This is a genomic window from Bacillus sp. SRL543, assembly GCF_984799205.1.
Map to the genome: position 1 here is coordinate 4,909,132 of NZ_OZ481794.1, position 25,823 is coordinate 4,934,954.

At 46.8% G+C, this 25,823-nt stretch carries 20 protein-coding genes and 4 tRNA genes; all 24 read right to left on the reverse strand.

Translation table 11 applies throughout. The features are described from left to right. Positions 1–9 precede the first annotated feature (9 nt). Complete coding sequence (locus AC4E8B_RS24960) at positions 10–999, reverse strand: LacI family DNA-binding transcriptional regulator (protein WP_490216238.1); 990 nt, start codon at positions 997–999, stop codon at positions 10–12. A gap of 214 nt (positions 1,000–1,213) precedes the next feature. Further along, entirely contained in the window at positions 1,214–2,626 is a 1,413-nt protein-coding gene (locus tag AC4E8B_RS24965; RefSeq protein ID WP_490216239.1) for a PQQ-dependent sugar dehydrogenase, read from the reverse strand. A 252-nt stretch (positions 2,627–2,878) separates the two neighbouring features. Next, a complete protein-coding gene (gene rlmH, locus AC4E8B_RS24970; RefSeq protein WP_129613052.1) occupies positions 2,879–3,358 on the reverse strand; it encodes a 23S rRNA (pseudouridine(1915)-N(3))-methyltransferase RlmH in 480 nt (159 codons plus the stop codon). Positions 3,359–3,459: 101 nt separating this feature from the next. Beyond that, entirely contained in the window at positions 3,460–3,618 is a 159-nt protein-coding gene (locus AC4E8B_RS24975; protein WP_224906118.1) for a CxxH/CxxC protein, read from the reverse strand. Positions 3,619–3,766: 148 nt separating this feature from the next. Beyond that, a complete protein-coding gene (locus AC4E8B_RS24980) occupies positions 3,767–5,002 on the reverse strand; it encodes a S1C family serine protease (protein WP_490216240.1) in 1,236 nt (411 codons plus the stop codon). 252 nt (positions 5,003–5,254) lie between these two features. Next, positions 5,255–6,049 (reverse strand): MBL fold metallo-hydrolase, encoded by a 795-nt coding sequence (locus AC4E8B_RS24985; protein WP_490216241.1) that lies wholly within the window; start codon positions 6,047–6,049, stop codon positions 5,255–5,257. Between the two features lie 4 nt (positions 6,050–6,053). Beyond that, positions 6,054–6,899: a two-component system regulatory protein YycI gene (locus AC4E8B_RS24990; protein WP_490216242.1), complete on the reverse strand. Its 846-nt coding sequence runs from the start codon at positions 6,897–6,899 to the stop codon at positions 6,054–6,056. Next, on the reverse strand, positions 6,880–8,205 hold the full coding sequence (locus AC4E8B_RS24995; RefSeq protein ID WP_490216243.1) for a YycH family regulatory protein: 1,326 nt from the start codon (positions 8,203–8,205) through the stop codon (positions 6,880–6,882). The genes AC4E8B_RS24990 and AC4E8B_RS24995 overlap by 20 nt, the downstream gene beginning before the upstream one ends. Then, on the reverse strand, positions 8,202–10,031 hold the full coding sequence (gene walK / locus AC4E8B_RS25000) for a cell wall metabolism sensor histidine kinase WalK (protein ID WP_490216244.1): 1,830 nt from the start codon (positions 10,029–10,031) through the stop codon (positions 8,202–8,204). Before walK ends, AC4E8B_RS24995 begins: the two co-directional genes overlap by 4 nt. Before the next feature lie 9 nt (positions 10,032–10,040). Next, entirely contained in the window at positions 10,041–10,751 is a 711-nt protein-coding gene (gene yycF, locus AC4E8B_RS25005; RefSeq protein ID WP_490216245.1) for a response regulator YycF, read from the reverse strand. A gap of 210 nt (positions 10,752–10,961) precedes the next feature. Further along, a complete protein-coding gene (locus AC4E8B_RS25010; protein WP_490216246.1) occupies positions 10,962–12,440 on the reverse strand; it encodes a peptidoglycan DD-metalloendopeptidase family protein in 1,479 nt (492 codons plus the stop codon). Between the two features lie 338 nt (positions 12,441–12,778). Beyond that, positions 12,779–12,851 (reverse strand) — tRNA-Phe (locus AC4E8B_RS25015). 30 nt (positions 12,852–12,881) lie between these two features. Further along, positions 12,882–12,957, reverse strand: a tRNA-Asp gene (locus AC4E8B_RS25020). 247 nt (positions 12,958–13,204) lie between these two features. After that, a tRNA-Glu gene (locus tag AC4E8B_RS25025) sits at positions 13,205–13,276 on the reverse strand. Between the two features lie 12 nt (positions 13,277–13,288). Next, a tRNA-Lys gene (locus AC4E8B_RS25030) sits at positions 13,289–13,364 on the reverse strand. Between the two features lie 175 nt (positions 13,365–13,539). Next, complete coding sequence (locus AC4E8B_RS25035; protein WP_490216247.1) at positions 13,540–16,092, reverse strand: FtsX-like permease family protein; 2,553 nt, start codon at positions 16,090–16,092, stop codon at positions 13,540–13,542. Beyond that, on the reverse strand, positions 16,089–16,772 hold the full coding sequence (locus AC4E8B_RS25040; RefSeq protein WP_490216248.1) for an ABC transporter ATP-binding protein: 684 nt from the start codon (positions 16,770–16,772) through the stop codon (positions 16,089–16,091). Before AC4E8B_RS25040 ends, AC4E8B_RS25035 begins: the two co-directional genes overlap by 4 nt. 86 nt (positions 16,773–16,858) lie before the next feature. Next, the gene (locus AC4E8B_RS25045) at positions 16,859–17,860 is read right to left on the reverse strand and encodes a sensor histidine kinase (protein ID WP_490216249.1); all 1,002 of its coding nucleotides are present in this window, start codon (positions 17,858–17,860) and stop codon (positions 16,859–16,861) included. Position 17,861: 1 nt separating this feature from the next. Then, positions 17,862–18,539: a response regulator transcription factor gene (locus AC4E8B_RS25050; RefSeq protein WP_490216250.1), complete on the reverse strand. Its 678-nt coding sequence runs from the start codon at positions 18,537–18,539 to the stop codon at positions 17,862–17,864. 342 nt (positions 18,540–18,881) lie between these two features. Next, on the reverse strand, positions 18,882–20,174 hold the full coding sequence (locus AC4E8B_RS25055) for an adenylosuccinate synthase (RefSeq protein ID WP_490216251.1): 1,293 nt from the start codon (positions 20,172–20,174) through the stop codon (positions 18,882–18,884). A gap of 618 nt (positions 20,175–20,792) precedes the next feature. Then, positions 20,793–22,157: a replicative DNA helicase gene (dnaB, locus tag AC4E8B_RS25060; protein ID WP_490216252.1), complete on the reverse strand. Its 1,365-nt coding sequence runs from the start codon at positions 22,155–22,157 to the stop codon at positions 20,793–20,795. Between the two features lie 180 nt (positions 22,158–22,337). Further along, complete coding sequence (rplI, locus tag AC4E8B_RS25065) at positions 22,338–22,787, reverse strand: 50S ribosomal protein L9 (RefSeq protein WP_490216253.1); 450 nt, start codon at positions 22,785–22,787, stop codon at positions 22,338–22,340. After that, a complete protein-coding gene (locus tag AC4E8B_RS25070) occupies positions 22,784–24,757 on the reverse strand; it encodes a DHH family phosphoesterase (RefSeq protein ID WP_490216254.1) in 1,974 nt (657 codons plus the stop codon). The genes rplI and AC4E8B_RS25070 overlap by 4 nt, the downstream gene beginning before the upstream one ends. Positions 24,758–24,779: 22 nt before the next feature. Next, a complete protein-coding gene (locus AC4E8B_RS25075; RefSeq protein ID WP_490216255.1) occupies positions 24,780–25,721 on the reverse strand; it encodes a YybS family protein in 942 nt (313 codons plus the stop codon). Positions 25,722–25,823 lie beyond the last annotated feature (102 nt).

Below are 25,823 nucleotides of genomic sequence, written 5' to 3' on the forward strand. Positions count from 1 at the left end.
CTTAGATGATCACCCTGATGTGGACTCACGTATCACTAATTCGTGATCTAAAACTATACTCTCTACGTCTTCACCTTTAATCTTTTTAATTAACATTCTCGCTGCAGTGGTACCCATCTTATTCATAGGCTGGGCAATCGTAGTAAGAGTCGGGTTTGTCATATTTGAAAAATCAATCTTATCAAAGCCTACTACCGCCAGATCATTGGGTACATCCAATCCGGAAGCATTTATTTCTTTGAGGGCGCCGATAGCCAGAAGATCGGATACAGCGAATACTGCAGTCGGCCGGTCTTGTAAATTCAATATTTTTCTCATTGCATACTGGCCATTCTCGAATCCTAAATGCTGGGTATGAATAACATAATCTTCATTAACAGCAATTCCGTTCTCTTCCAGAGCCCGTTTATAGCCCATTTTCCGCTGCCTTGCATACAGATATTTGTCGTCGGAATTCATTAGGGCTATTTTTCTGTGGCCGATTTGGATCAGATGCTTAACGGCCCGGTAGGAAGCTTCTTCATTATCAATCGTCACATAAGGGATTCCATTGCCTGCTTCATATTCGCTGCATTGAATGATTGCATATTTCTCCGAAAGCTTTTTCAGTGTTTCTGCATTGACTGCAGGATCCATCGAAATAATTCCATCAGCCATCTTTTTTCTGACCAAATCGAAGTAAATATTCTCTTTATTCGGGTCAGAATCGGTTTCACACAAGAGAATATTATAGCTCTGACTAATCGCAAACGTTTCAATCCCTTTAATAATCTCCAGATAAAAAGGATTTGAAATCGTGGGGATCAGAATCAAAAGAAGCCGGCTTTCAGAATTTCTTAAATTCCTCCCCAGCATACTAGGTTCATAATTTAATTTTTTTATCGTCTCTTCGACTTTCCTTCTTGTTTCCGAGGATACAGTGTTTTGCCCGTTAAGGACTCTTGAAACTGTGGCAACAGAAACTCCTGCTTGTATAGCTACCTGTTGGATGTTTGCCATTTTTACTTTCCTGCTTTCTTAATAGATATCATTGCAAACCCCCAATGAAATCGATTACATTCATGTAGTTGTGACAATCTGTTATTTTACATTGCCTATATTCCATTTAATCTAGTGATTAATATATTGTATGAAATGTAACGGATTACATTACACAAAATTCTATTTAACACTTAAGGATTGTACTGCAATAAGCCTGGCATCTATTTCACATTCATTGAACAACTTCAAAAACAGTGCCCTGATTAAAATCAGTCACTTTCGTTGATCCATAAACCCCTAAATATAATCTGGTCTGATTCAGATTTGTTCCCAAACTGACATAATAGGCTGATTGAGGTCCAAAATCATAATCGATTTGAATCAGGCCAAAATCATTCTGTTTACCGTTTTGTTTCATACGTGTATAAGCTAAAGCCCCTCTAGCCTGAGGCTGAGATCCTTTCCGGGCAAGATCGGTAAACACAACGCTTCCTGTTAAACCAGGGATTCCACCTCCCATATATGGCTGAACTCCTGTAAGTGCCGTTCCTTCAAACTTATCGGGTCTGGCATCACTATGAAAATAGCTGGTTAATGGCTGAAGACGGCTCCCTGTAAGGGCTGCTGCTTCATTGTAATAAGCAATGGTTTTCTCATCTAAATCCGGATTATTAGTGCAGCCGCCAATGACCGAAGTAGGAAAAGCACCTTCCCAACCCCGCCAGCCAAAGTTAATAAATCTTTCCTGGTCAAGCTCAGATTTCATCACAGAAGCTTGGACAAGCTGTTTAACCGGTATGGGTTTATAACGAACGAATGAAAAAATCGATTCGACCAAATCCTGTCCGACACTTCCCGCATATTTAATATACTGATGATTGAGCCTTTGAAATGAAATGCCCGGTATATTGCGAACCCCTTTGGCCATTACTGTGAGTGTATCCTGGATAGTTGAAGGCAGTTCATTAAAACGGGTGACAATGGGTGGATTATTGATGGATGTATTCCTGCTTACATCAATTTCAATTATTTTACCGGCGATTTCTAAATCATCCTGGCTTAAGTTAAACGGATCATAGCCTGCCCCGCCATCTCCGGTTGATAATACAAGTTTTCCTGTTTCAGGCGAAAAGTTTAAACTGTTTACACCATTATGATTTGAAAATGGTCTTCTTAAGTTAAGTAATGTCCGCAGTCTTTGAGTCTGTCCATTCGATTGCAGAGTCCACTCTTCAACTGTATCAATATGATCATATTGAGTTTCCCTGTTCATCCACTTCAGGTTTAAAGTTTCAGGATTACATGGGTCAGGTTTAAAATTCTCAGAATAAGCACCCGGACCTTGTGTTCCAGCTGCTGAATAATGAAGATAGAAAAGACCGTTATAATAAAAGCTGGGGTGAAAAGCCAGTCCCAGCAATCCCCGTTCATCATACCCGCCATTTGAAGTGCCCAGTTTTATGATCCGTGAACGAATATCTAAAAAAGTCCTGATTTTTCCGTTTCCTATATAAAAGATCTCCCCTGCCTGGGTTGCCATAAATAACCTTTCCATTGAGTCTCCTGGAAGGATCGTTGTTTTCAAAACAGAGGGTAAATTGATCCTGCTCACAATAGGCTGTAATCTAACTTTTACATTTTTCAACCACCTTGGCCTCCTCCTGGTCTATTCTTTTATAAGAATATGATTAAAACTGTTCTATAAGTACTAAATCAGAGTCGGGAAACCTGCTCAGTCCGTGAGCTTCAACATTTTTAAAACTATAAAAGGATGCCAGTTACGAGGCATCCTTTTTGCATTGATTTATTAATCATTTATTTCATAGCATAATATGCACTGAACCTCACGGCACTTTAAAAAATCTCTACTTTTGCAGCAAGGACTCTAAAACCTCACTCACTTATGATAAGGTTCCCCCCGATTTATCCTAAACGCCCGATAAACCTGCTCCAGCAAAACCAATTTCATCAACTGATGCGGAAATGTCATCTTCGAAAACGACAGCTTCTCATCCGCCCGCTGCAAAACTTCCTGGCTCAAGCCAAGTGATCCTCCAATAACAAAGGCAATTTTACTTTTTCCGTACGTAGCCAATTTATCGATCGTATCAGCAAGTTCCTCTGATGATTTCATCTTTCCTTCGATGGCCAGGGCGATGACATGGGCATCCGGGTGAATTTTGGCGAGGATTCTTTCGCCTTCTTTTTGTTTGACCTGGATCATTTCGATGTCGCTCAGTTCTTCGGGGGCTTTTTCGTCCGGGACTTCGATGATGTCCATTTTGGCATAGGCGGACAGGCGCTTGAGGTATTCGTCGATGCCCTGTTTTAAGTACTTTTCTTTTAGCTTTCCGACGGTGATGATTGAGATATTCACTATTCACAATCCTTTACAATTTAATTACAAACAGCTTACAAACAAGATATCCACAAAAGTTATCCACATATCCACAATTTATATCCACATCTTGTATGGAATCACTTGTTCGCCACCATATATACTGCCTTATTTCGACAATATTCACAGGTTGTTGATAACTCGCTGTCTTCGATTTTATTCATAACAGGGAACGTTTCATACTCGTCCACCACGGTGTCAATGGCTATATCAATGTGTTCTTCGCAGCTGTAGATCATTTTGGCACTCCTATCAGTTTTTCTTTTTATTATAAGAATTGTGGATAAATTTCATTCTTGCATTTGTCGAAATACTTATCCACATTCCATCGTAACACCAAAAGAAAAAACAGGAAAGCCTCTTGGCCTTCCTGTTTTGATCCTTTGATTAGATGGTTTCACCTGAAAGCTTCAAGGTTGTTTCCTGTACCTTGCCGCCTCGGTAAAATTTCACTTTCATCTGATCTCCTACCTGCTTATTATTGTACAGATGCTTTCTGAGATCGATGACATCATTGATCTGTTCGCCGTCCATTTCGACGATAACGTCGAATTCCTGCAATCCTGCCTGGTCGGCCGGTGAGTTAGGTGATACACGGATGACTGCAACACCGTTTGTCACATCCTCCGGCAGCTTCAGGGCTTCCTGCTGGTAGTAGGCCGGGATTTCATTGACAGAGCGGAGCTCGACGCCCATGTATGGTCTTTTTACTTCTCCGAACTTCTCCAGGTCGCTGATGACCGGCTGGGCTGAGTTGACCGGGATTGATAACCCGATTCCTTCAACCGTTTCCTGGGCGATCTTCATGGAGTTGATACCGATGACCTGTCCACTGATATTGATGAGGGCGCCGCCGCTGTTCCCCGGGTTGATGGCGGCATCTGTCTGCAGGACTTCTGCCTGCCAGTCTACTGTTCCGTCCTGGTTGATATCGACCGGGATGGCGCGCTCAAGCCCTGAGACAATGCCCTGGGTAACCGAGCCTGAGAAGGTCGGACCGAGCGGATTCCCGATGGCGATGACCGGCTCGCCGATCTTCAATGCATCTGAATCACCGAATTCTGCGACCTTTTCAATTTTTTCCCCGTCGACCTCCAACACGGCAAGGTCCGTCCAAATATCGCTGCCGCGCAGCTTGGCCGGGATTTTTGTCCCGTCTGCAAGTGTCACTTCAATCCGTGAAGCTCCCTCAACCACGTGATGGTTCGTAACGACATAGGCTTTGCCGCCTTCTTTTTTATAAATGACGCCTGAGCCTGTTCCGGCTGTCTGGCCGTCACCCTCACCCTCTGCACCGCCGCCTGACCACATGCTCGCATTCTGGATGTTATCGATGCCGACAACCGCATCACCGGCCTTATCGACAGCCTTCGTTATATCTGACTCGACATTGAGCGAGACATTACTGGTGGCGACATTATTATTGCTGCCGCCTGTATTCGCCTGTCCTGCATCCTCATCTGCTGAATAAGGGAGCACATCATAGTCAATCAGTTTAGGGACCGCGACAATGACCAGTATGGCGCCAAGGATGATGCCGATAAGGCTGGCCAAGAAATAGCCGCCCTTGTTTCCTTTTTGCTTTTTATAGCGGTTTTCATAATCCTGATCATAATAACCCAAGTTCGACCAATCCTTTCTCTCAAAGCTGCTAAGAGTTATTCTTCCTTCTATCCAATATTATACTCGCCGGGCCGGGAATTTCTAAGCAAAACAAACTGCCTGCAGGAATCTTACGATTTTGTTCATAATTTCGTCTGATACTGATCAAAAAGTGAGGCTGGAGCGTTGCCGAAGGCTTCGAAAAAAGCGCAAAAAAAAGAATGGCAGCATGCTTGTACCATTCTTTTTTCCTATTTATTCCGCTGGTAAACCTTACACCGCTGTCAGCGGGGTCGGAGCCTTCGGGTCGGTATCGTACAGGCTGAACTGTTCCCCGACAAGGATTCCGCGCGATTCCAGCGTCTGGCTGACAGACATCCGCGCCAGATCTTTTATATTGTTATCCTGGCTTAAGTGGGCCAGGTAAATGCTCTTTGTATTGTCGCCGGCCACCTCACTCATCGCGAGCGCCGCATCTTCATTGGAAACGTGTCCGAAATCGCCGAGTATCCTCCGCTTGATATTCCACGGATAGCGCCCCATGCGGAGCATCTGGACATCATGGTTGCTTTCGAATACAAAGGCATCGGCATTCCTGATGATTCCCTTCATCCGGTCGCTCACATACCCTGTGTCGGTGATGAGGGCAAGCTTCTTGCCTTCATGATGGAAAATATAGAACATCGGCTCTGCCGCATCATGGGACACGCCGAATGATTCTATATCAAGCGAGCCGAAGCTTTTCACCGTTTCCATATCAAAGGTGAATTTCTGGTCGAGCGGCACTTCCCCGATCAGGCCGTTCATCGCCTGCCATGTCTTTTCATTCGCATAGACAGGAAGGCCGTATTTTCGGGCGACAATGCCGACGCCCTTGATATGGTCGCTGTGCTCATGGGTGACCAATATTCCGGACAGATTGCCGAGGCTGCGGTCGATCTGCTTGATCAGTGCCTCCATCTGCTTGCCGCTCAGGCCTGCATCCACGATAAAGGACTGCCCGCCCGCTTCGACATAAATCGCATTTCCCGTACTCCCACTGGCGAGAACACTAAAATGCAAAGACATATTATCACTCCACTATTTCAGTTTTTTCTTCCGAATCTTCTCCCAGGTCTTTCTTCTCGCTGTCGAGACTGAGGACCTGGCCTTTAAAGGCATTGACGAACAAGTTCTCCTTGTCATCCACGACAACTCTCCAGGCAGGGCTCAGCACCCAGGTGGAAGAGTCATCCTGGATATTGGAATAATATCCTTGTTCCACGTCTGTGATCCTGCTGCCTTCTTTTAAACTTTCATTTCTATAAAGGTATTCAATCGCTTCTGTCGGATCGATCAGCTTCTTTTTATCGCCCTTCAGATACTGTACTTTTTCAAACAGCGTCTGTCTGTAGGAAACGATTTCCTGATCGGCATTCAAATAAAAGGTGAGCTCCCCATTCACATTCTTGTAGAGGAATTTCCCCTCAAACTTTTGGTAATAGGTAATCTTATTGCTGTCATCACTTTTTTCCCAGAAGCCGTACTGATCGCCTTCATAGATGTTTTGCCTGACAAATTTATCAAGCTCAGCCTGATTGAAATCTTTGCCTACCTTAAAAGGCTTATTCAAGGTGGAATTCAGGGCATTTTCCTCAAGGGTGGAAATATCCTGGTCCTTCAGTGTTGTTTCCTTCAGCTTTTCCAGATTCTCTTCCGCAAAATTCTTCGAAACTGCGGTCAGGTTTCCGTCCCGCACTTCTCCCTTGGGCATGTCTGCTTCAACTTTGATGCTCGCGCTCTTGAAGCTGTTCTCCAGCTTTTCCTGCGGAAGCGTCTGGCTGCCATCCATGCGAAGCTGGGAGTATTCATAGACCAGGTAAATATCCAGGATGAGGAAGGTCAGGATAAAGATCGTTTTAATTCTGCTCCAATCCATACTCTTTCCCCCCTGGTTCAAATGTGCTGATCTGCTGCCACTTTCCTTCGTATTTATAATACCAGGAAGGCTCCAGCTGGATCAGCTCCGTTTTAGACTTCTTATCAAGCTGATAGCCGAGCGTGATTTCCTCCAGCTTCCCGGCTTCAAAATCCTCTTTCTTCTGCAGATAGTCGAGGATTTCCGTGCCCGATCTCAGAGACACATCAGCAGAGCTTATCAGATTTGCCAGTTTGAAGTTATTGCGGAAATAGGCCAGGATTTCACTGCCTCCCCAGCGGAGCTGGATTTCTGACAGATTCAGATCCTCGCTGAAAACCGGATAATTATTGCGGTAAATCCGGAAAAACACCTGGTGTTTATTTTCGTCCATCCGGACATAGCGGTAATTATCAGTCCAGCCGCCATGGGCATTCACATAATTGATGCTTTTCTTCAGGAGTTCGTCCGGGCTGAGGCTTATATTGTCCTCAGGGGCAGGGTTCTTGAATTCAACCTTATTCTGGTCGATCCTTAGCAGGCTGGATTCATTCGTGAACTCCTCACCGGTCCCGAGATAGCTTTTCTGGACAGAATCCAGGTCCTGAAACAATGCCTCTTTAAACCTTTCGGAATCATATTCTTCCGATAAGAAGCTGTATCTCGGCATCTTCACTCCGTTCTGCGGGATGAAAATCAAATTCTTCCCGGTGTCAAATGAAGTATAGCGGGCATAATCAGGATTGGTTGAGGAAATCGGCAGCCTGTAGAATTTACTGTTGAAATTCTGGATATTCGAAAGCCCGACACTCGTCTTGTACACCCTTCCGCTTTCCGTGTTGACAAAGTAGACGATTCCGCTTTTTTGTTCAGTTTGCATATTTATGACCATCTTATTGAAATAGATGTTCTCCAGCCGCCTGTCCTTGATCTGAAGGATTTCTTTATATAGATTCATCGGCGTTATTCCAGGGTACATGATTTCAGCATGGCCCGCTTCCTGCACAAAGAGGCCAATATTTTCGACTTCGTCTGTTATATCTGAAAAATCGTCAAAGCTCCACTTTTTAATATCAGTAAGAAGCCTTTCCGTTTCCTCTGTGGAAACCGTGCCAAGATGCTGGCTGTCATCATAATGGAACAGAGCCATATCTGGCTCGATAAGATCGCCGACATCCTTCTTTGCCTCCAGCTCGACTTCCTGGACGGTATTGTCCTCGCCAAGCTGCTCGGAAGTGGGCTGATATGTCCAGAGGCTCCATGTCAGCAGGATGCTCCCTGACACAAGAACTGCCAATATTATTGATTTAATATCTTCATAGGTCATTCCCAATCATCCTCATCAGAACGAACGAAAGGAAGCGTAAAGGAAATGGTTGTGCCTTTTCCTTCTGTACTTTCTGCCCATATCTTGCCGTCATGGGCTTCCACCACTTCTTTGGCGATGGCAAGCCCGAGGCCGGTGCCGCCAAGCTTTCTCGTTCTTGCTTTATCCACTCTGTAAAAACGCTCGAACACTTTATCAAGATTGTCCTTCGGAATCCCGACTCCCTGGTCGGAAATCCTGATGAGCAGCTGCTCCTCCTGCTCGACAATGTCAAAAGAGACCCTGCCGCCCTCAGGAGAATATTTCAGCGCATTGGAAATGATGTTATCGACCACCTGTGTAAGCTTGTCCTCATCGATTTCCACAAATGCTGCATGTTCCGGCAGATTGCGCCGGAAAGTCACATTTTGCTCTTTCGAAAAATCGAACCTGTCGATAATCCGGTTAAAGAAATCGACGAAATTGATCCATTCCTTCTTCATGCGGTAATCCTTGCTGTCAAGCTTTGAAAGCTGAAGGAGATCGTTGACCATCCGGATCATCCGTTCTGTTTCTGTCCTTGTCACATTAAGGAATTGGGGTGCGATATCTTCATCATACATAGCCCCGTCCGCCAGTGCTTCAAGATAGCTCCTCATCGTCGTCAGCGGTGTCCGCAATTCATGGGAAACGTTTGCCACAAACTCCCGGCGCTCCAAATCAATTTTTTCCTGTTCGGTAATATCATGCAAAACGGTAATAAGTCCATTAACAAAGCCTGTCTCTTTTTGTATGACAGAAAAATTGGCGCGGAGCACGTAAGGAGTTGTGTCTGTACTATAATCCAGGATGACGGAATCCCTTTCGGCAAGCAGCTCTTCAAATGTATAATCTTCCTCAAGGCCGAGCAGATTCACAATCGGGCTCGACAGCACTGTTTCACGTGGAACATTGAGCATCTTTGCAGCAGGTTCATTGATCAGAATGACCCTCCCCCGCCTATCGGTCGCAATAACGCCGTCGGTCATATAGGAAAGGACTGAAGACAGCTTGCGCCGCTCGCCTTCTGTCGTAGCCTGGGCTTCCTGCAGCTTCTTCGTCAGGCTGTTGAATGTGATGGCCAGCTGGCCGATCTCATCATAGCCATATACTTTTACTTTGCGGGAAAAGTTACCCTTTGCCATCGCCAGAGCCTGCCTCCTCATATCGGAAAGCGGCCTTGTGATCGTCTGTGCCAGCAGGATGCCGAGCAAAGCCGTGATCGCAAGGGCGATGATGATGCCGGATGCAAAAATGCTGTTGATCTGGTTCTTCTGTTCAAAGACATTTTCAATGTCTGCCTTTACATATACCACACCGACGACTTCTTCATTGGCCGATTTTACCGGCGAAGCAAGGATCCAGACCCTGCGGTTCCCAAGGCTCACATCTGTAAACTCATCGCTTTTGGGGGCCCGAGTGGCCAAGGCTGAAGTCGTGAGTGCATCTACAGCCTTCTGATTTACATATCCATCTTTATTGGAACCAAGGACTTTCTGCGTTTCACCGTCAATGACCCGGATCTCGATGATATCCTTGGATGTGTAGTCACGCAGAATGCGCTGGACCTCTTCTTCCTTCGTCGGCAGGTCCTCGCCGGCAGGACGGTCCTTGGTGATGATTTCTTCCAAATAGACTGATAGCAGGTCGACTCTTTCCTCGATCGCTGTCTGGAAATTGCTTCGCAGCGTCTTCTCAAGCTGGCCGACAAAATACACTCCGATGATCTGCATGGCAATGATGATCAGCAGCACATAAATTAAAACAAACTTCAGATGGATCGAGCGGAAAAAACCGACTTTTTTCATATTCGCTGATTACTCCTGTTCCGGATTCCTCAAATAATAGCCTACTCCCCTTCTTGTCACAATCCAGGTCGGATGGCTCGGGTTGTCTTCAATCTTTTCGCGCAGGCGCCTCACCGTAACGTCGACTGTACGCACATCCCCATAATAGTCATAGCCCCATACGGTCTGGAGCAGATGCTCACGTGTCATGACCTGTCCAATATGCTTGGCCAGGTAGTGCAGCAGTTCAAACTCACGGTGCGTCAGCTCGATCGTATCTCCGCGCTTTGAAACCACATAGGCATCCGGGTGGATGACAAGGGACCCGATCGCGATTTCATTTGTCTCTTCCTCTTCGCCTGCTTTCGCTGCAATCTGCTGATGCCTTCTCAAGTTAGCCTTCACCCGGGCAATAAGCTCGCGGTTCGAAAATGGCTTTGTCACATAATCATCTGCGCCAAGCTCCAGGCCGAGTACTTTATCGATCTCTGAATCCTTCGCCGTCAGCATAATGATCGGCATCTCATATTTCTTCCGCACCTCGCGGCAGACCTCCATGCCGTCGCGCTGCGGCAGCATGATGTCAAGCAGTATCAGGTCAGGCTTCACTTCTTCCACCTTCTCCAGCGCCTCATTGCCGTCATAAGCGCAATGCACCTCATAGCCTTCCTTTTTCAAATTGAACTGCAGTATATCCGCAATCGGTTTTTCATCGTCTACAACCAATATCTTCTTATCCATACCCATTCTCCTTTAAGAAGCAGATTATCTATCATATATCTAATATTTTTCACTGTTCATCAAAACATAAGTTCTCTATTTTACTTTACCATGTTATGCGCCGGAATTCATCTAATAGCGATGGATGGGTTGTTCCTAGGTTATGCAATTTTTGGAAGTTGCTGCTCCCCTATAGAAAAAGTCTCTAGCATCGCACTAGAGACTTTCCTCTTACCGGTTCACATACTTTAATGGATCCAGCAGGCTTCCGTTCTTATATACTTCAAAATGAAGATGCACGCCGGTAGAATCGCCAGTTGAACCCATCATGCCAATCTTAGTGCCTTTAGGGACAGTCTGCCCTGCCTTCACATCGATTGAATTAAGGTGGGCATATAGCGTCCTGTATCCATTTTGGTGGTCGATGATGACTTTGTTCCCATACCCATCTCCGCTGTTGCCGGCTGATACGACTTTTCCGTTGTCGGCTGCACTGATCGTCCGGCTGCTCGGCCGCGCAATATCGATTCCTTTGTGCATCTTGCCCCAGCGGTAGCCGAGCTTGCTGGAAATATAGCCGCCGTCCGCAGGCCACGCAAAGCTGCCGTCGCCGCGGGATGGAATCACCTTCGTGCCCTTGATGACAATCTCTTTAACAGGCTCTTCAAGCACCTTTTCAGAAACCGCCGCCTTTTGGACAGGCACACCGTTTTTCTCGGTGATCTTGTATGTGACTCCTTTAACGCCACCTTTGCCTTCCTGCTTCAACTTGGTATCACCCTTGAACATCGAGCTGTCTTCAATGACCTCTTTTTCGAAAGCAATCTTTTCCTTCTTATAGAGCTCTTTCACCACAACCGCGTGGATCATCGGCTCAAGGACCGTTACATTGACTTCCTGTCCGACTTTGACGATGCTGTCTTCTTTCATCCCCGGGTTCAATGCAAGAAGCTTATCGAGATCTAAATCATGCTTCGCCGCAATCTTGCCGAGCACATCGCCTTCCTGGACTGTATATTTCTTCTCTTCAAGTGTTCCTTTATTTAAAAGCTTCAGTGCCTCTTCTTCTGACAGGATCAGCTTCGGATCAGCCTTCATTTCCTCTGCCTTCACTTCTTCAGCCATGCCGGCCATTGTCAGCCGCTCTTCATTCTTCTCAAGCGGAGGAAGGGTTTCTTTGCTTGCTTCTGCTTGTTTATAAGCTTCTAATCCATCCAGCTCTTTCTCGCTGGCATATTGAAGTTTGAATTTCTCAAGGACAGCTTCTGCTTCTTCCTTCGTTTCCAGATAAACGGCTGTCTCTCCATCAATCACGATGCCCGCCGCCTCTGTGCTGACGCCGACTTCCGCCACTTCCGCAAGCACCTGGCTTTCTTCTGTCTTGATATTTGTATTGAATACCTGTTCAGGGATGTAGCTAATATCAGCCCCTGCAGACAATTCATAGTCATAAGATTCCTGGGCTTTCTCCACCTGCTGAGTGACCTTGGATTGAATACTCTCCTTATCCAGGACCGTGCCGGCGTAGTTCCCGTCGATATATACATAATAGACCGTCGTCAGCTGCTCATTGTTTGCAGCGGCAGGATGTGTGCCTCCTGCGGCCAAAACGGCTGCTGCTGTCAATGCAATTGCTGACTTTCTGCCTTTATTCACTTTGGCTTTCATAGCACCTGATAATGCTGTTAACCTATTTCCCCAGTTCTTCATCGTAAAATGGATCCCCCTAGACTTCGGAAACAAACAAATCTATATTCATAGTTCTATGTATCTACCATTGTTCGTTTTGTACTATTTTTGACGCCACTATAATGTACCATAAAACGCGCCGGGGCCTGGACTTGTCTTAACATTGTAATAAAACTGTATAAAATCTTACAGTTTATTACAAAATCACCTTTTTTCCGCAAATGAGCAAATTTCCCTATATTCTCAAGCTTTCTGTCCGCTGTTTGTCTTTTTCCTACTATAAAAGGGGGCGGGGTATATTACAAAACCGTAACAAAAAAGAAGAGAGAGTATACCAGGTATACTCTCTCTTCCAGGGATGGCTCAGGACGGAATCGAACCGCCGACACAAGGATTTTCAGTCCTTTGCTCTACCGACTGAGCTACTGAGCCATATTAAATTTTAAAAAGAATCTATATAAATGGCGGTCCCGACGGGAATCGAACCCGCGATCTCCTGCGTGACAGGCAGGCATGTTAACCGCTACACCACGGGACCACTCTAAAAAGGAAATTATCTATGCTCGTTGTTTGCGCTGTCCTGTCTCTTCCTCTGAAAGCTTAGGCAGAGAAGCTGATGCGTCGAGACAACTCGCTGATTTTTCACAGAAGCTTCGCTCGTCGCTACACCACGGGACCACTCTAAAAAGGAAATTACTATTTCAAGAAAAAAAACAAAAATATGTATATGGCAGTCAGCAAGGAAGCCGTCCTTGCCAGCTATTTGCCGACCAGCCAAATGCCGATGACCCCTACGGGATTCGAACCCGTGTTACCGCCGTGAAAGGGCGGTGTCTTAACCGCTTGACCAAGGGGCCATTGGAGTAAAATGGTGAGCCATGAAGGACTCGAACCTTCGACCCTCTGATTAAAAGTCAGATGCTCTACCGACTGAGCTAATGGCTCGCATTATGTTGTCTCTTGTGACGACGCTTTTTATAATATCATAGATTCTAAAACTATTGCAACTTATTTTTCAAAAAATATTTTGCAAGCTAGAATGCTGCCTCTATCTGTATACCATCCTCAGCTAAAAGCAAACATATGCCTCTCCTTTTTGCACTGGAGAGGCCTATGTTTTTTAGATATTTTCCTGCTTCAGGCCATCAATGATGTTCTGCTTTTTCACCTTTTGAATGGAATAAAGCATGGCGGCGCTCACGATAATGAAAATCGCAGCGATGGCGATCAGAACGCTTATCCATGGTACGGCAAATGAATATTGGAATGTATTCTGCAATGACCAGTACATGAGCAGCATGACGCCGAGCGAGATAGGAAGTCCGTACAGCAGGGCCTTGATTCCATAAAAAATGCTTTCATAGTTAATCATTTTATTAAAGCCCTTCGGTGTCATCCCGATTGATCTCAGCATAGCGAATTCACGGCCCCGGAGTGCAATGCTGGTTGATATGGTGTTAAAGATATTGGCGATTGAAATGGCGGAAATCAGTGCAATGAAGCCATAAGTAAAGACAGACATGAATGCAACCATCTGCTCATCCCGTTCCCGGATTTGTTGAACATTATATATCATGAGATTTTCCGATTCAATCTTATCAAGCTGTTCTTGGATAGCTTCAGGCTTTGAGCTGTCCAAGAATAAATTGTAAGATGTTTCCACTCCATCCTGCTTTAGCTGATCGATCATTTTCTGCGGCATCAAAAGATGGACCTCATAATTGCCGAGCGGCATTACGCCCATCGGCGCCTCTTCAGAAGCATAACCAATTTCAACAGACCCGATTGGACTCTCATTTTCTGAGAGATAGAGCTCAAGCATATCCCCCGGCTTTCCATTGATTCCATTCGTTTCTATCTTTTTGCGAGTCTGTCCATCTTCATACATGAATTTATTGAGGATAATCGCTTTATCCTGAAGCTCATTTACATTGGCTCCGATTTGATCTGCATATCTTTTGAAACTTTTATCATCCATTCCATGAAGGCTTAAAGAATAAGGGTGCTTTCCATCCTGGATCATTTCTTCATAACCATTCTGTGCCTTCACATCATCCGGCAGCTTTGATTCAGCTATCCATGTCGAATAATGTGCCTGCTCCATTAAAGATGCTTCACTCACATGGTCGAGATTCCTTAAAGGCTCAAGATCTGCAGGATTATCATCTAAACTGTATATCTGTACATCATAATTATAGTTCACCTGTGTCATCGTAATCGACTGCTTCAGGTTTGCAGTAAAATAGGACACTGCCAGAAAAAGAACAATCGTGATGACCAGCGAGAATACCGTCACCTGGTATCTCCTTTTATTCCGTTTCAGATTCTTCAAGCCGATTTCAGCCTCGAGGCCGAAGATCTTCCTGACCAGTTTGGATGTCTTAACCGCTTTGCCTGTCAGCTTCACATCCTGGCTTTGCCTGATGGCATCAATGGCAGAGACCTTTGATGCCTTCCGTGCCGGCATATAGGTGGAGATGAAGATGGTAAGAATTGAAATTGCACAAGAGAGCAGGACGGACATCGGCGTCACTGTTAAAGCCAGCCCCGTGTCTATCCCGAGCACATCTTCAAACGTCCTATTCATCACCCAAAAGGTTGCCAGGATGCCGCCGATTCCTGCCAGCAGGCCAATTGGAATCGATATTAACCCGACTACCGTCCCTTCAAAAAAGACTGAATTGCGTTTCTGTGTTTTAGTTGCACCAACACTTGAAAGCATGCCGAGGTGCCGGGCCCGCTCGGACACGCTGATTGCAAAGGCATTATAGATCAGGGATACAGATCCAATCATGATGACCAGCATAATGATGGCTGCAAGGGAATACAGCGTAACATTCAAGTTATCATCATTGGTCACCCCATAGTACCGCAATAGCTCATTATTAAAGCTGACTTTTTCGATCCCATTCTTTTCGGCAAGCTCCTCAGCATGCTCGTAGAGGGACCGGTTCACCTTTTTCACCGTTACGCCTATGTCAGCAGCACCGCTATCAAAAATATCCTGTTCCATTAAGCTGATCATCGTATAGCCGGGTGCGGAATATGGCTCCCATTCCGGACGCTTGATCGACCCAACGATTGTAAAGGCGGCTTCCTCTTTTTTGTTTAATGTTTCAATGACCTTTGTTTCATCATCTTCCATAAGCAGGAACAATGAATCTCCCTGGCCAAAAGAGCGGTCATCATCGGGGACATGCCGCTCCCCAATTTCAAGGGTGATTTCATCGCCTATTTGGCGGTTCTGCTTATCCAAAACTTCTTTTGGAAAAAGGACTTCGCTTTCTTTTTTCGGAAGGCGCCCTTCGATTAATTCAACCGGGAACTGCTCAAACCCCTGTGCATCGAATTCCTTTATGAACAAGTATGGCCTGCTTTTATTAGAGGGGCTTTCAATCGGTGCATATCCCCTGTCCTTTGTGAGAAACAGCGTTTCCGTCTGCTCATCCTTCCTGATCGCATCCATCTGGCTTTCTGAAACATCATGATAGATGACATGCCAATCCCCCGAATACTGGACCGCATCCTGCTTCATCATCCCCAGGAATGAGACAAACAGTGTCGAAACCGCTGAAACCATGGCGACCGATATGATGACACCAATAATCGTGACAAGCGTCCTTCTTCTGTTCTTTTTCAAATGCCGCAATGTCAGCTTGTTCATGATATTCATGGCCGGATGACCTCATTCTTAGCAACCTTACCGTCTTCTATGGAAATGACCCGGTCAGCCTGCATCGCGATCCGCTCATCATGGGTGATGACAATCAGTGTCTGCTTATAGGTTTTATTGAACATTTTCAAAAGCTCCATGATTTCACCGCTATTGCGGCTGTCCAGATTCCCGGTCGGTTCGTCAGCAAGCATGATGGCGGGACGGCTGACGAGAGCACGGCCGATGGATACGCGCTGCTGCTGCCCGCCTGACAGCTGGTTTGGCAGATGGGACAGGCGGTTCTGCAGTCCAAGAATCCCGACAATTTCATTAAGCTGCCCCTGGTCGACCTTCTGCCCGTCAAGCAGCATCGGGAGCGTAATATTTTCCTCTACGCTCAAAATCGGGATCAGATTGTAAAATTGGTAGATCAGCCCGATCTGCCTTCTCCTGAAGATGGCCAGCTGCGTTTCATTCAGTTTGTAAATATCAGTGTTATCGACCAGCACACGCCCGCCGGTAGGGCGGTCCACCCCGCCAAGCATATGCAGGAGAGTCGATTTCCCGGATCCTGATGGGCCGATGATGGCAACAAATTCTCCTTTATTGACAGTAAAAGATACATCATCCAATGCCTTAACAGCGGTATCTCCGCTTCCGTACACTTTAGACAGATTCTCGATCTTCAAGATTTCCATGCTAGAGCCTCCAATGTTTTGATAGGTTCAGTATATCTGGCGAAAATGACTCTAGCGTGACTCCAAAGTGACAATTTAGTCATCTGCTAAATGACCTGGTGATAAAACTTCAGTGTGAATCTTGTCCCGATCCCCTGTTTACTGGCCACTTCAATATCTCCGCCCTGCCTTTTCATGATTCCGTATGCCATGGCGAGGCCGATGCCGACGCTATCCTCCGAGGCATTTTTTCCACGGTAAAAGCGCTTGAAAATATAGGGGAGTTCTTCTTTAGGGATCCCCTTGCCATCATCTTCAATGATAATTTCAGTGAGGAGCGGATTTTGGCTGCAGCTGATGCTGATACTTCCTTTTTCACTGGAATGCTCAACGCTGTTTTTGATGATATTGATCAATGCTTCCTTCGTCCAATTATGGTCCCCTGTAAAAAATGTCCCTTCCCCGCCTCTGACATTGAGTTCCAGTTCTTTAAGCTCCATCGGAATCAGCAAAGGCTCAGCGGCCTCCTTGATCAGCTGCTGTACATCTACCTTTTCGGTTTTAAAAAGAGCTGTTCCTGCGTCGATCTTAGAAAGCTTCAGGAGGGAGGAAACAAGCCATTCAATCCGTTCAAGCTGCACCTGAATGCGGCGGTTGAATTCCTTCCGCTTACCAACCTCCAGTGACTGGTCGCTCAATAAGTCAGACATGACCATCATGGAAGTAAGAGGCGTCTTCAATTGGTGGGAAATATCCGAGATGGCGTCTGTCAGCTTCGTTTTATCTTCCTGAAGGAGGGCGCTTTGCTCTGAGAGCCTGATGGTGACCTTATAAATTTCCGATTTCAGGATGCTGAGTTCTCCCTCATGATTATCCCGGACATCGAGCATATAATCCCCGCTGCTTATCTTCCTTAAATAGCGTGATAGCTTTTCAATTTCACGGTAGCGCCAGGAGGTGAAAATCAGGAAGGCAGCTAAAAGAAGGATAGAAGCTGTTCCAGCTGCCAGGGCTGCCTGCCAGGATAAAAGGAAGGATAGCATCACACATAGTACTGCAAGACCGACGGCTATCAACAAAAAAGTCAGGTATTCTTTATTCCGCAGCATATCAGTCGCCTGCCTTGTAGCCGAGTCCGCGGACAGTCTTGATGATGGAAGGCTTCTGCGGATCGTCCTCGAGTTTTTCCCTTAGGCGCTTTATGTAGACCGTAAGTGTATTATCGTTCACAAAATCTCCTGCAACGTCCCAGATTTTATCCAGCAGCTGGCTCCTCGTCAGCACCTGTCCCTTATGGTTCGCAAAAATCAGGAGGAGGCGGTACTCCAGGGCTGTCAGCTGAATCTCTTCCCCGTGCTTATAGACCTTCCCTTCGCCGGTATGGACCGTGATGGACTGGAAGGTGACAATCTGCCTGTCCTGTTTATCATAGCGGCGCAGCACTGACCGGATGCGCGACAGCAGCTCACGGACACGGAATGGCTTCGTGATATAATCATCCGCCCCCATATCCAGCCCCATCACGACATTCACTTCCTCGTCCATGGCCGTCAGGAAAATGACAGGCAGATCGCTCTGCTTTTTCACAAGCGAGCACAAATCATACCCGCTTCCATCAGGCAGCCCCAGATCAAACAGGCAAAGGTCAATCTCATCCAGCTTCGTCCGAATCAATTCCCGCGCCCCTGCGGCATCATGGCATACAAATGTACCGTACTTTTCATTCTGCAAAGAATATTCCAGTCCCGCCGCAATCGTCCGGTCATCCTCCACAACCAGAATGTTCATACTATCCCCCCTGACAAAAATCTCCTTATGTATGCTAATCATAGGGGAAAATGGATTGGTTCGTCAAAAGGGATAGATATTAAGGGGCTATATGTGAGTTCTGTGAATGATCCCAAGCCCCATAGTGTATAAAAACCCTGTTAATTGGAGTGCAAGGCACGTAGACTCCTGCGGGAAAGCAGCGGCAATGCTGAGACCCCGCAAGAGCTTGCTCGGAGGAGGCTCAGCGCCACCCCGCGGAAAGCGAAGTGCCTGGAACGGAAATTAACAGCCCATAATGCCGCCCAATCCTTGTGAAATTTTTCAAATAAAAAAAGCCCCCATAGCGAGGGCTTCAACCTATTAATTCTGGCGCCAAGGGCTCATGACAACATTTGTCTGTGAGCGGTCCGGGCCGACAGAGAAGATGGACAATGGAATGCCTGTCAGCTGGGCAACTCTTTCAAGGTAATGGCGGGCATTGGCCGGAAGCTCATCCAGCGACTTGCAGCCAGTGATATCCTCAGTCCAGCCTGGGAGCTCTTCATACACAGGCTCACATTCAGCAAGCACCTTCAGGCTCGCCGGGAACTCTTCAATCACTTCGCCTTTGTAGCGGTAAGCAACACAGATTTTCAGCGATTCAATCCCTGTCAGAACATCAATAGAATTCAGTGACAGGTCTGTGATGCCGCTGACCCTGCGGGCGTGGCGGACAACAACGCTGTCGAACCAGCCGACGCGGCGTGCACGGCCTGTGGTTGTGCCATACTCACGGCCGACCTCACGGATCTGGCTGCCGATCTCATTATCAAGCTCAGTCGGGAACGGGCCGTCGCCGACACGCGTTGTATAGGCCTTTGAAACACCGACAACATGCTTGATTTTCGTAGGGCCGACGCCTGAACCGATCGTTACGCCGCCCGCAACCGGGTTGGAAGAAGTAACAAACGGGTATGTCCCCTGGTCGATGTCTAGCATAACGCCCTGTGCACCTTCAAACAGGACACGGCGGCCTTCATCAAGCGCATCGTTCAGCACGACAGACGTGTCGCACACATACTGCTTGATCTGCTGTCCATACTCATAATACTCTTCAAGAATATCCTCAAGCTTGAAGCCATCTGTTTCGTAGAAGCGCTCCAGCAGGCGGTTCTTTTCTTCAAGATTGCGCTGCAGCTTCTCTTCGAACACTTCGCGGTCAAGAAGATCGGCGATGCGGATGCCGTTGCGGGCAGCCTTATCCATGTACGCAGGCCCGATGCCCTTCTTGGTGGTACCGATCTTGTTGGCGCCTTTTCTTTCCTCTTCCACTTCATCAAGCTTCAGATGGTAAGGCAGGATCACATGCGCTCGGTTTGAGATGCGCAGATTATCGGTTGTGACATTTCTCTCATGCAGATACGCAAGCTCCTTGAGCAAAGCCTTCGGATCCACAACCATGCCGTTTCCGATGACACAAACTTTCTCTTTATAAAAAATTCCGGACGGAATCAAATGAAGCTTATATGTCTCGCCGCCAAACTTAATTGTATGGCCGGCATTATTTCCTCCCTGGTAGCGGGCAATCACTTCAGCATTTTCTGAAAGGAAGTCTGTAATCTTTCCTTTTCCTTCATCTCCCCATTGAGTTCCAACTACAACGACTGATGACATTTACAAAGCACCTCCAAAGAGTGTTAAATATGTATCCGTTCTTCAAACAACTCTAATTTTACCAAGGGAAAGCGATAAAAGTCAATAAAACACGAACATTTTTAAAGAAAACATAAAAATATGTTCGTAAAACAAACCAAAGAAATCTTTACTTAGTTTCTGCTTATGAGGAAGGTCCTATTCTTTTTTCAGAGGCTCTTTTCGTAAAGATTATTGCTTTTAATTAATACAACTCTTATGGTATTTCAAACGAGAGGCTGATTCAGCTAACGGTGCAGAATAATGATGGTTTAAAGAAACAGGAAGTCTTGTCCTTAACTGAGTGACCAGCACGCCCAAAAATAAGCGGAGCTTTTCCGGTTAGGCTGCTGAATATGGCACGGGTGGGTAAAAATAAGCGGAGAATTTCCGGTAAAGTGGAACAAAGTCGCCCATTTTCCGATTTTTTGAGTCGATAGTCGGAATTTCTCCGTTTATTTGAGCTATTTTTTGGGTTTTTTCGAAGTTAGGGGGAATTTTTCCGCTTATTTTTCAGCCTGTCACTGATTCCCTTATTCAGATCGGGGAAGGTCCTACTCTTTTTTCCACAGAAAAAAGCCGCAGTACAGAACTGCGGCTTTATGCACCAGGCGGCATGCCTGAGTCATCAAATCTTTTCTCGAGATTGACGAATTTATTATATTCCTTCACGAACGCCAGCTGGACGGTCCCGACCGGGCCGTTACGCTGCTTGGCGATGATAATTTCAATGATGTTCTTGTCTTCTGATTCTTTATCATAATAATCGTCACGGTACAGGAATGCCACGATATCGGCATCCTGCTCGATGCTTCCGGATTCACGGATGTCGGACATCATCGGGCGCTTGTCCTGGCGCTGCTCCACTCCACGGGAGAGCTGGGACAGGGCGATGACGGGAACCTGGAGCTCACGCGCGAGCGCCTTCAGGGAACGGGAGATTTCCGATACTTCCTGCTGGCGGTTCTCGCCGGAGCGGCCGCTTCCTAAGATCAGCTGCAAATAGTCGATCAGGATCATGCCAAGGCCATGCTCCTGCTTCAGGCGGCGGCACTTGGAACGGATTTCGGTGATCCTTACACCCGGCGTGTCATCGATGAAGATTCCTGCGTTGGAGAGGCTTCCCATCGCCATCGTCAGCTTGCCCCAGTCATCATCTGTCAGGGAGCCGGTCCGGAGCCTTTGGGCGTCAATATTGCCTTCAGCGCAGAGCATACGCATGACAAGCTGCTCTGCACCCATCTCAAGACTGAAAATCGCAATGTTTTCATTCGTTTTGGTAGCGACATTCTGGGCTATATTCAGGGCAAAGGCCGTTTTACCTACCGAAGGACGTGCCCCAACGATGATCAGGTCATTGCGCTGGAATCCGGCAGTCATTTTATCCAGCTCAGCAAATCCTGTCGGGATCCCGGTGATATCACCTTTGCGGTTATGCATGACTTCAATATTATCGTAAGTGCGCACAAGCACATCTTTAATATTATGGAAGGCGCCGGCATTTTTGCGCTGGGCCACCTCAAGGATGTTCTTTTCTGCCTCGCCAAGCAGGACTTCGACCTCATCCTCACGGGAATAGCCATCCTGGGCGATGCCAGTCGCCGTCCGGATCAATCTTCTGAGGAGTGATTTCTCCTCGACGATCCTGGCATAGTATTCAATATTGGCGGCTGTCGGCACAGATCCTGCCAATTCACTCAAATAGCTGACTCCGCCGGTATCCTCTAGCAGCTTGGAAGCTGCCAGTTCCTCTGTGACGGTGACAAGGTCAACAGCTTTCCCTGCGTCATTGAGCTTCAGCATTACGTTGTAAATCTTCTGGTGGGCTGCCCGGTAGAAGTCTTCCGGAATCAGCATCTCAGATGCCAGCGTCAGAGATGCCGGCTCCAGGAAAATGGCACCGAGCACGGCCTGCTCCGCTTCTATATTCTGCGGGGGCAGCCTGTCTGCAAACAGATCACTCATCTATTCCAACTCCCTCTTAATGCCTATCTATCTTTTTATCTATTATATAATCTATGCAAAAGTCCATTGAATTCATAAAAAAGGCCGATTAAGCAGGAAAAATGTGATCAGCTTGCACCGACCACATTTCTCTCAACTCTTATATTTTAACATGTTTATCTGTAAATGGAACTTCCAAAATTAGTTTACTTCTTTTACATGGACATTCAAAGTAGCTGTTACTTCAGTATGAAGCTTTACAGGAACCTTTGTATAGCCCAGTGTGCGGATCGCATCGCTAAGCTCAATTTTGCGCTTGTCGATTTTGATGCCGTTCTTTTTGTTCAGTTCTTCAGCAATCTGCTTGCTTGTGATAGAGCCGAACAATCTTCCGCCTTCACCGGACTTTGCTGAGAATTCGACGGTGATCTTTTCCAGATTTTCTTTAAGCTCTTTCGCTTCTTCCAGCTCATTTGCGGCAACCTTTTCTTCTTTCTTTTTCTGTGCACTCAATGTGCTGACATTTGCCTGGTTCGCCTCGATGGCAAGCCCCTGCTTCAATAGGAAGTTATGGGCATAACCGTCAGCCACGTTTTTTACTTCCCCTTTTTTCCCTTTACCTTTAACATCTTTTAAGAAAATGACTTTCATTCTTTCCGTCTCCCTTCAAAGTAATCATCTATGGCCTGATGAAGGCGCTCTTCCGCCTCATCGACTGTTGTGTCTGTCAGCTGTGTCGCTGCATTGGTAAGATGCCCTCCGCCGTCAAGGCTTTCCATGATGATCTGGACATTCACATCGCCGAGCGAGCGGGCGCTGATGCCGACCAGATTATCTGCCCTTTTGGAAATGACAAAAGAGGCATCGATTCCGTCCATTGTCAGGAGTGTGTCGGCTGTCTGGGCAATCAGGACCTGATCGAACATCTGGTCAGTGCTTCCTTTCGCAATCGCCAGCCCTTCCCTGTAGAGGGATACTGTCTCAATCAGCTTGGCCCGCTTCACATAGGTATCGACATTTTCCTTAAGGAACTTCTGGACAAGGACGGTATCCGCTCCCTGGCCGCGAAGATAGGAGGCGGCATCAAAGGTGCGGGCGCCGGTCCTGAGCGTAAAGCTTTTCGTATCGACGATGATCCCGGCAAGCAGGGCTGTTGCTTCAAGCATTTCAATCCGGCCTTTCTTCGGCTGGTATTCAAGCAGCTCGGTGACAAGCTCTGCTGTTGAGGACGCATACGGCTCCATATAGACGAGCAGCGGATTCTTGATGAATTCCTCCCCGCGCCTGTGATGGTCGATGACCACAACATGTTCGATCTTGCTGAGCAGGCGCTCCTCGATGACAAGCGAAGGCTTATGGGTATCCACCACAACAAGCAGAGTATCATCTGTCGCAATCTCAAGCGCCTCCTCAGGGCTGATAAAACGCGAAAAGAGGGACTCGTTCTTGCGGATTTCCTTCATCATCCGCTGTACGCCTGTATCGATATCCTGGAAATTCATGACCACATAGCCTTCGCACTGGTTCATCTCCGCCACCTTCAGGATGCCGATCGAAGCGCCTACAGCGTCCATATCCGGGCTTTTATGGCCCATGATGATGACTTTATCGCTTTCGGTGATCAATTCCTTCAGCGCGTGGGAAATCACCCTGGCGCGGACCCTCGTCCTTTTTTCAACAGGATTGGTCTTGCCGCCGAAAAATTTGACCTTTCCATTCGGCTGCTTGATGGCCACCTGGTCGCCGCCCCTGCCGAGGGCAAGATCGAGGCTGGACTGTGCCAGCGAACCGAGCTCAGGCAGGGAAGAGACGCCAGAACCCACGCCGATGCTCAAGGTGAGCGGTACATTCTGGGTCGAGCTCGTTTCCCTGACATCGTCGAGGATGGTGAACTTCCCTCTTTCAAGCAGCTGGAGAATATTTTCATTGAACACCGCAATAAAGCGCTCAGAGGAAATCCTTTTCAGGAATACCCCATTTTCCGTCGCCCATTTATTGAGGAGGGAGGTGACAAGATTATTCAGGCTGCTTCTCGTCTGGTCATCCATCCCCTGTGTCAGCTCATCATAATTATCCAAGAAGATGATGGCCAGGACGGTCCGTTCATCTTCATACAGTTTTTCAATTTCCGTTTGCTCAGTCACATCAAAGAAATACAGGAGCCGTTCTTCCGGCTTATGTATGACCCTGAATTTCCGTTCGTAGAGAGTGATGATTTCTGATTCTACCTCTTGCTTGATCAAAGGGACGAGTGTTTCTGCTGCATCATAAAGCGATCTTCCAACCAGTGTATCTTCGTCAAAGCAGGAAGCCAGGAATGGATTTGTCCACTCGATATACATCTCTTCATTGAAGAGCATGATCCCGATCGGCATTTCCATCAGAGCTTCTTCGCCGACTTTTTTGACACGGTATGAGAGTGTTGATATATACTCTTCTGTTTCCCGGCGCTGGCGGTATTCTATCATAAAAATGAAATAGAATGGCAGCACGATCAGCAGCACGCCTGCCAGGCCAAGGATCCAGTTGTAATATGCCAATATCCCAAGGACCACCACTGTTATACCCATCAGCCAATAGAGCGGATAGCGGATGGATCGCTTTTCTAAATACGATGGCATGTTTTCAGCTCCTACAGTAGTGTCAGACTTTTTCTTTTAACCATTTTTTCAAATTGAATCCTAAGTCAATTATACCTAATATCCTGATAATATAAAGGAGAAAAGGCAGGATGAAGCTCAGGACAGCGGCGATGACCGGCACGGCCTTTGGATAGCCTTTCATGTGGCAGAAATAAAAAACGAGCGAGAGCCCCTGCACAATCATGAGCAGCTGCAGGATAAAGCTCAGGTTTATGAACGCATCAAAAAGGACTGTTCCTTCCTCCGGCTTCAGGAGCATGGCACAAATGATGGTGATCAGATAATACCAGAGTACGCTCTTAGGCAGGGACAGATTCCGGAACTCGCCCCATTTTTCCATGGTGACGCCGAACCTCTTAACGATCGGCATGGATACTGCCTGCAGGATCAAGACCATAACAAACGAGAGTATGATCAATGAGGTCGGTATCAGTGTCTCAGCCATTTCAAGACTGCTATACAGCTGATCTGCCTTCTTTTCATTAAGTGGCTGTCCCATACTTTCCATCAAGGAAACCGCCTTGTCGACAAGCTGCTTTAAAAAGTCAAACGATTCTTTTATCACATTCAGCTCGAAGAACTGAACCGCAATCACATACTGGGCAACAAACAGGATCAGAAAGGCAAGGGAGCTTGCCATAAACATACTGAACCGCGGCTTTTTCTCCCGGATAAAGTCCCCAATTACCGTACCTGTTATTCCATAGGTCAGCGCAAGCGGAATCGCCAGGATCGTCCCGACAATCAGCGAAATGAGTATGCCCCCTGTCAAAAAGACCAGCGAACTTTTGCGGTCATTCGTTGCAGCAAATAAAATAAACGGCGCTGCCAAAAAAAGATTCGTGACGATCCCCAGGACAGGGACGTAAAGGGTGAGCAGCATCAGGACAGCAAACACTGCCAGCATGACGGCACCCGAAGTCAACTTATGGACGTTCTTCACTGCTTCACCTCTCAAATTTTCTTTATACTAAGCTGCAGTCAGCAGCAGGCCAAAGACATATTCCTATTACTATTTTATCGGGTATGAAGGCTCGGTTCAACC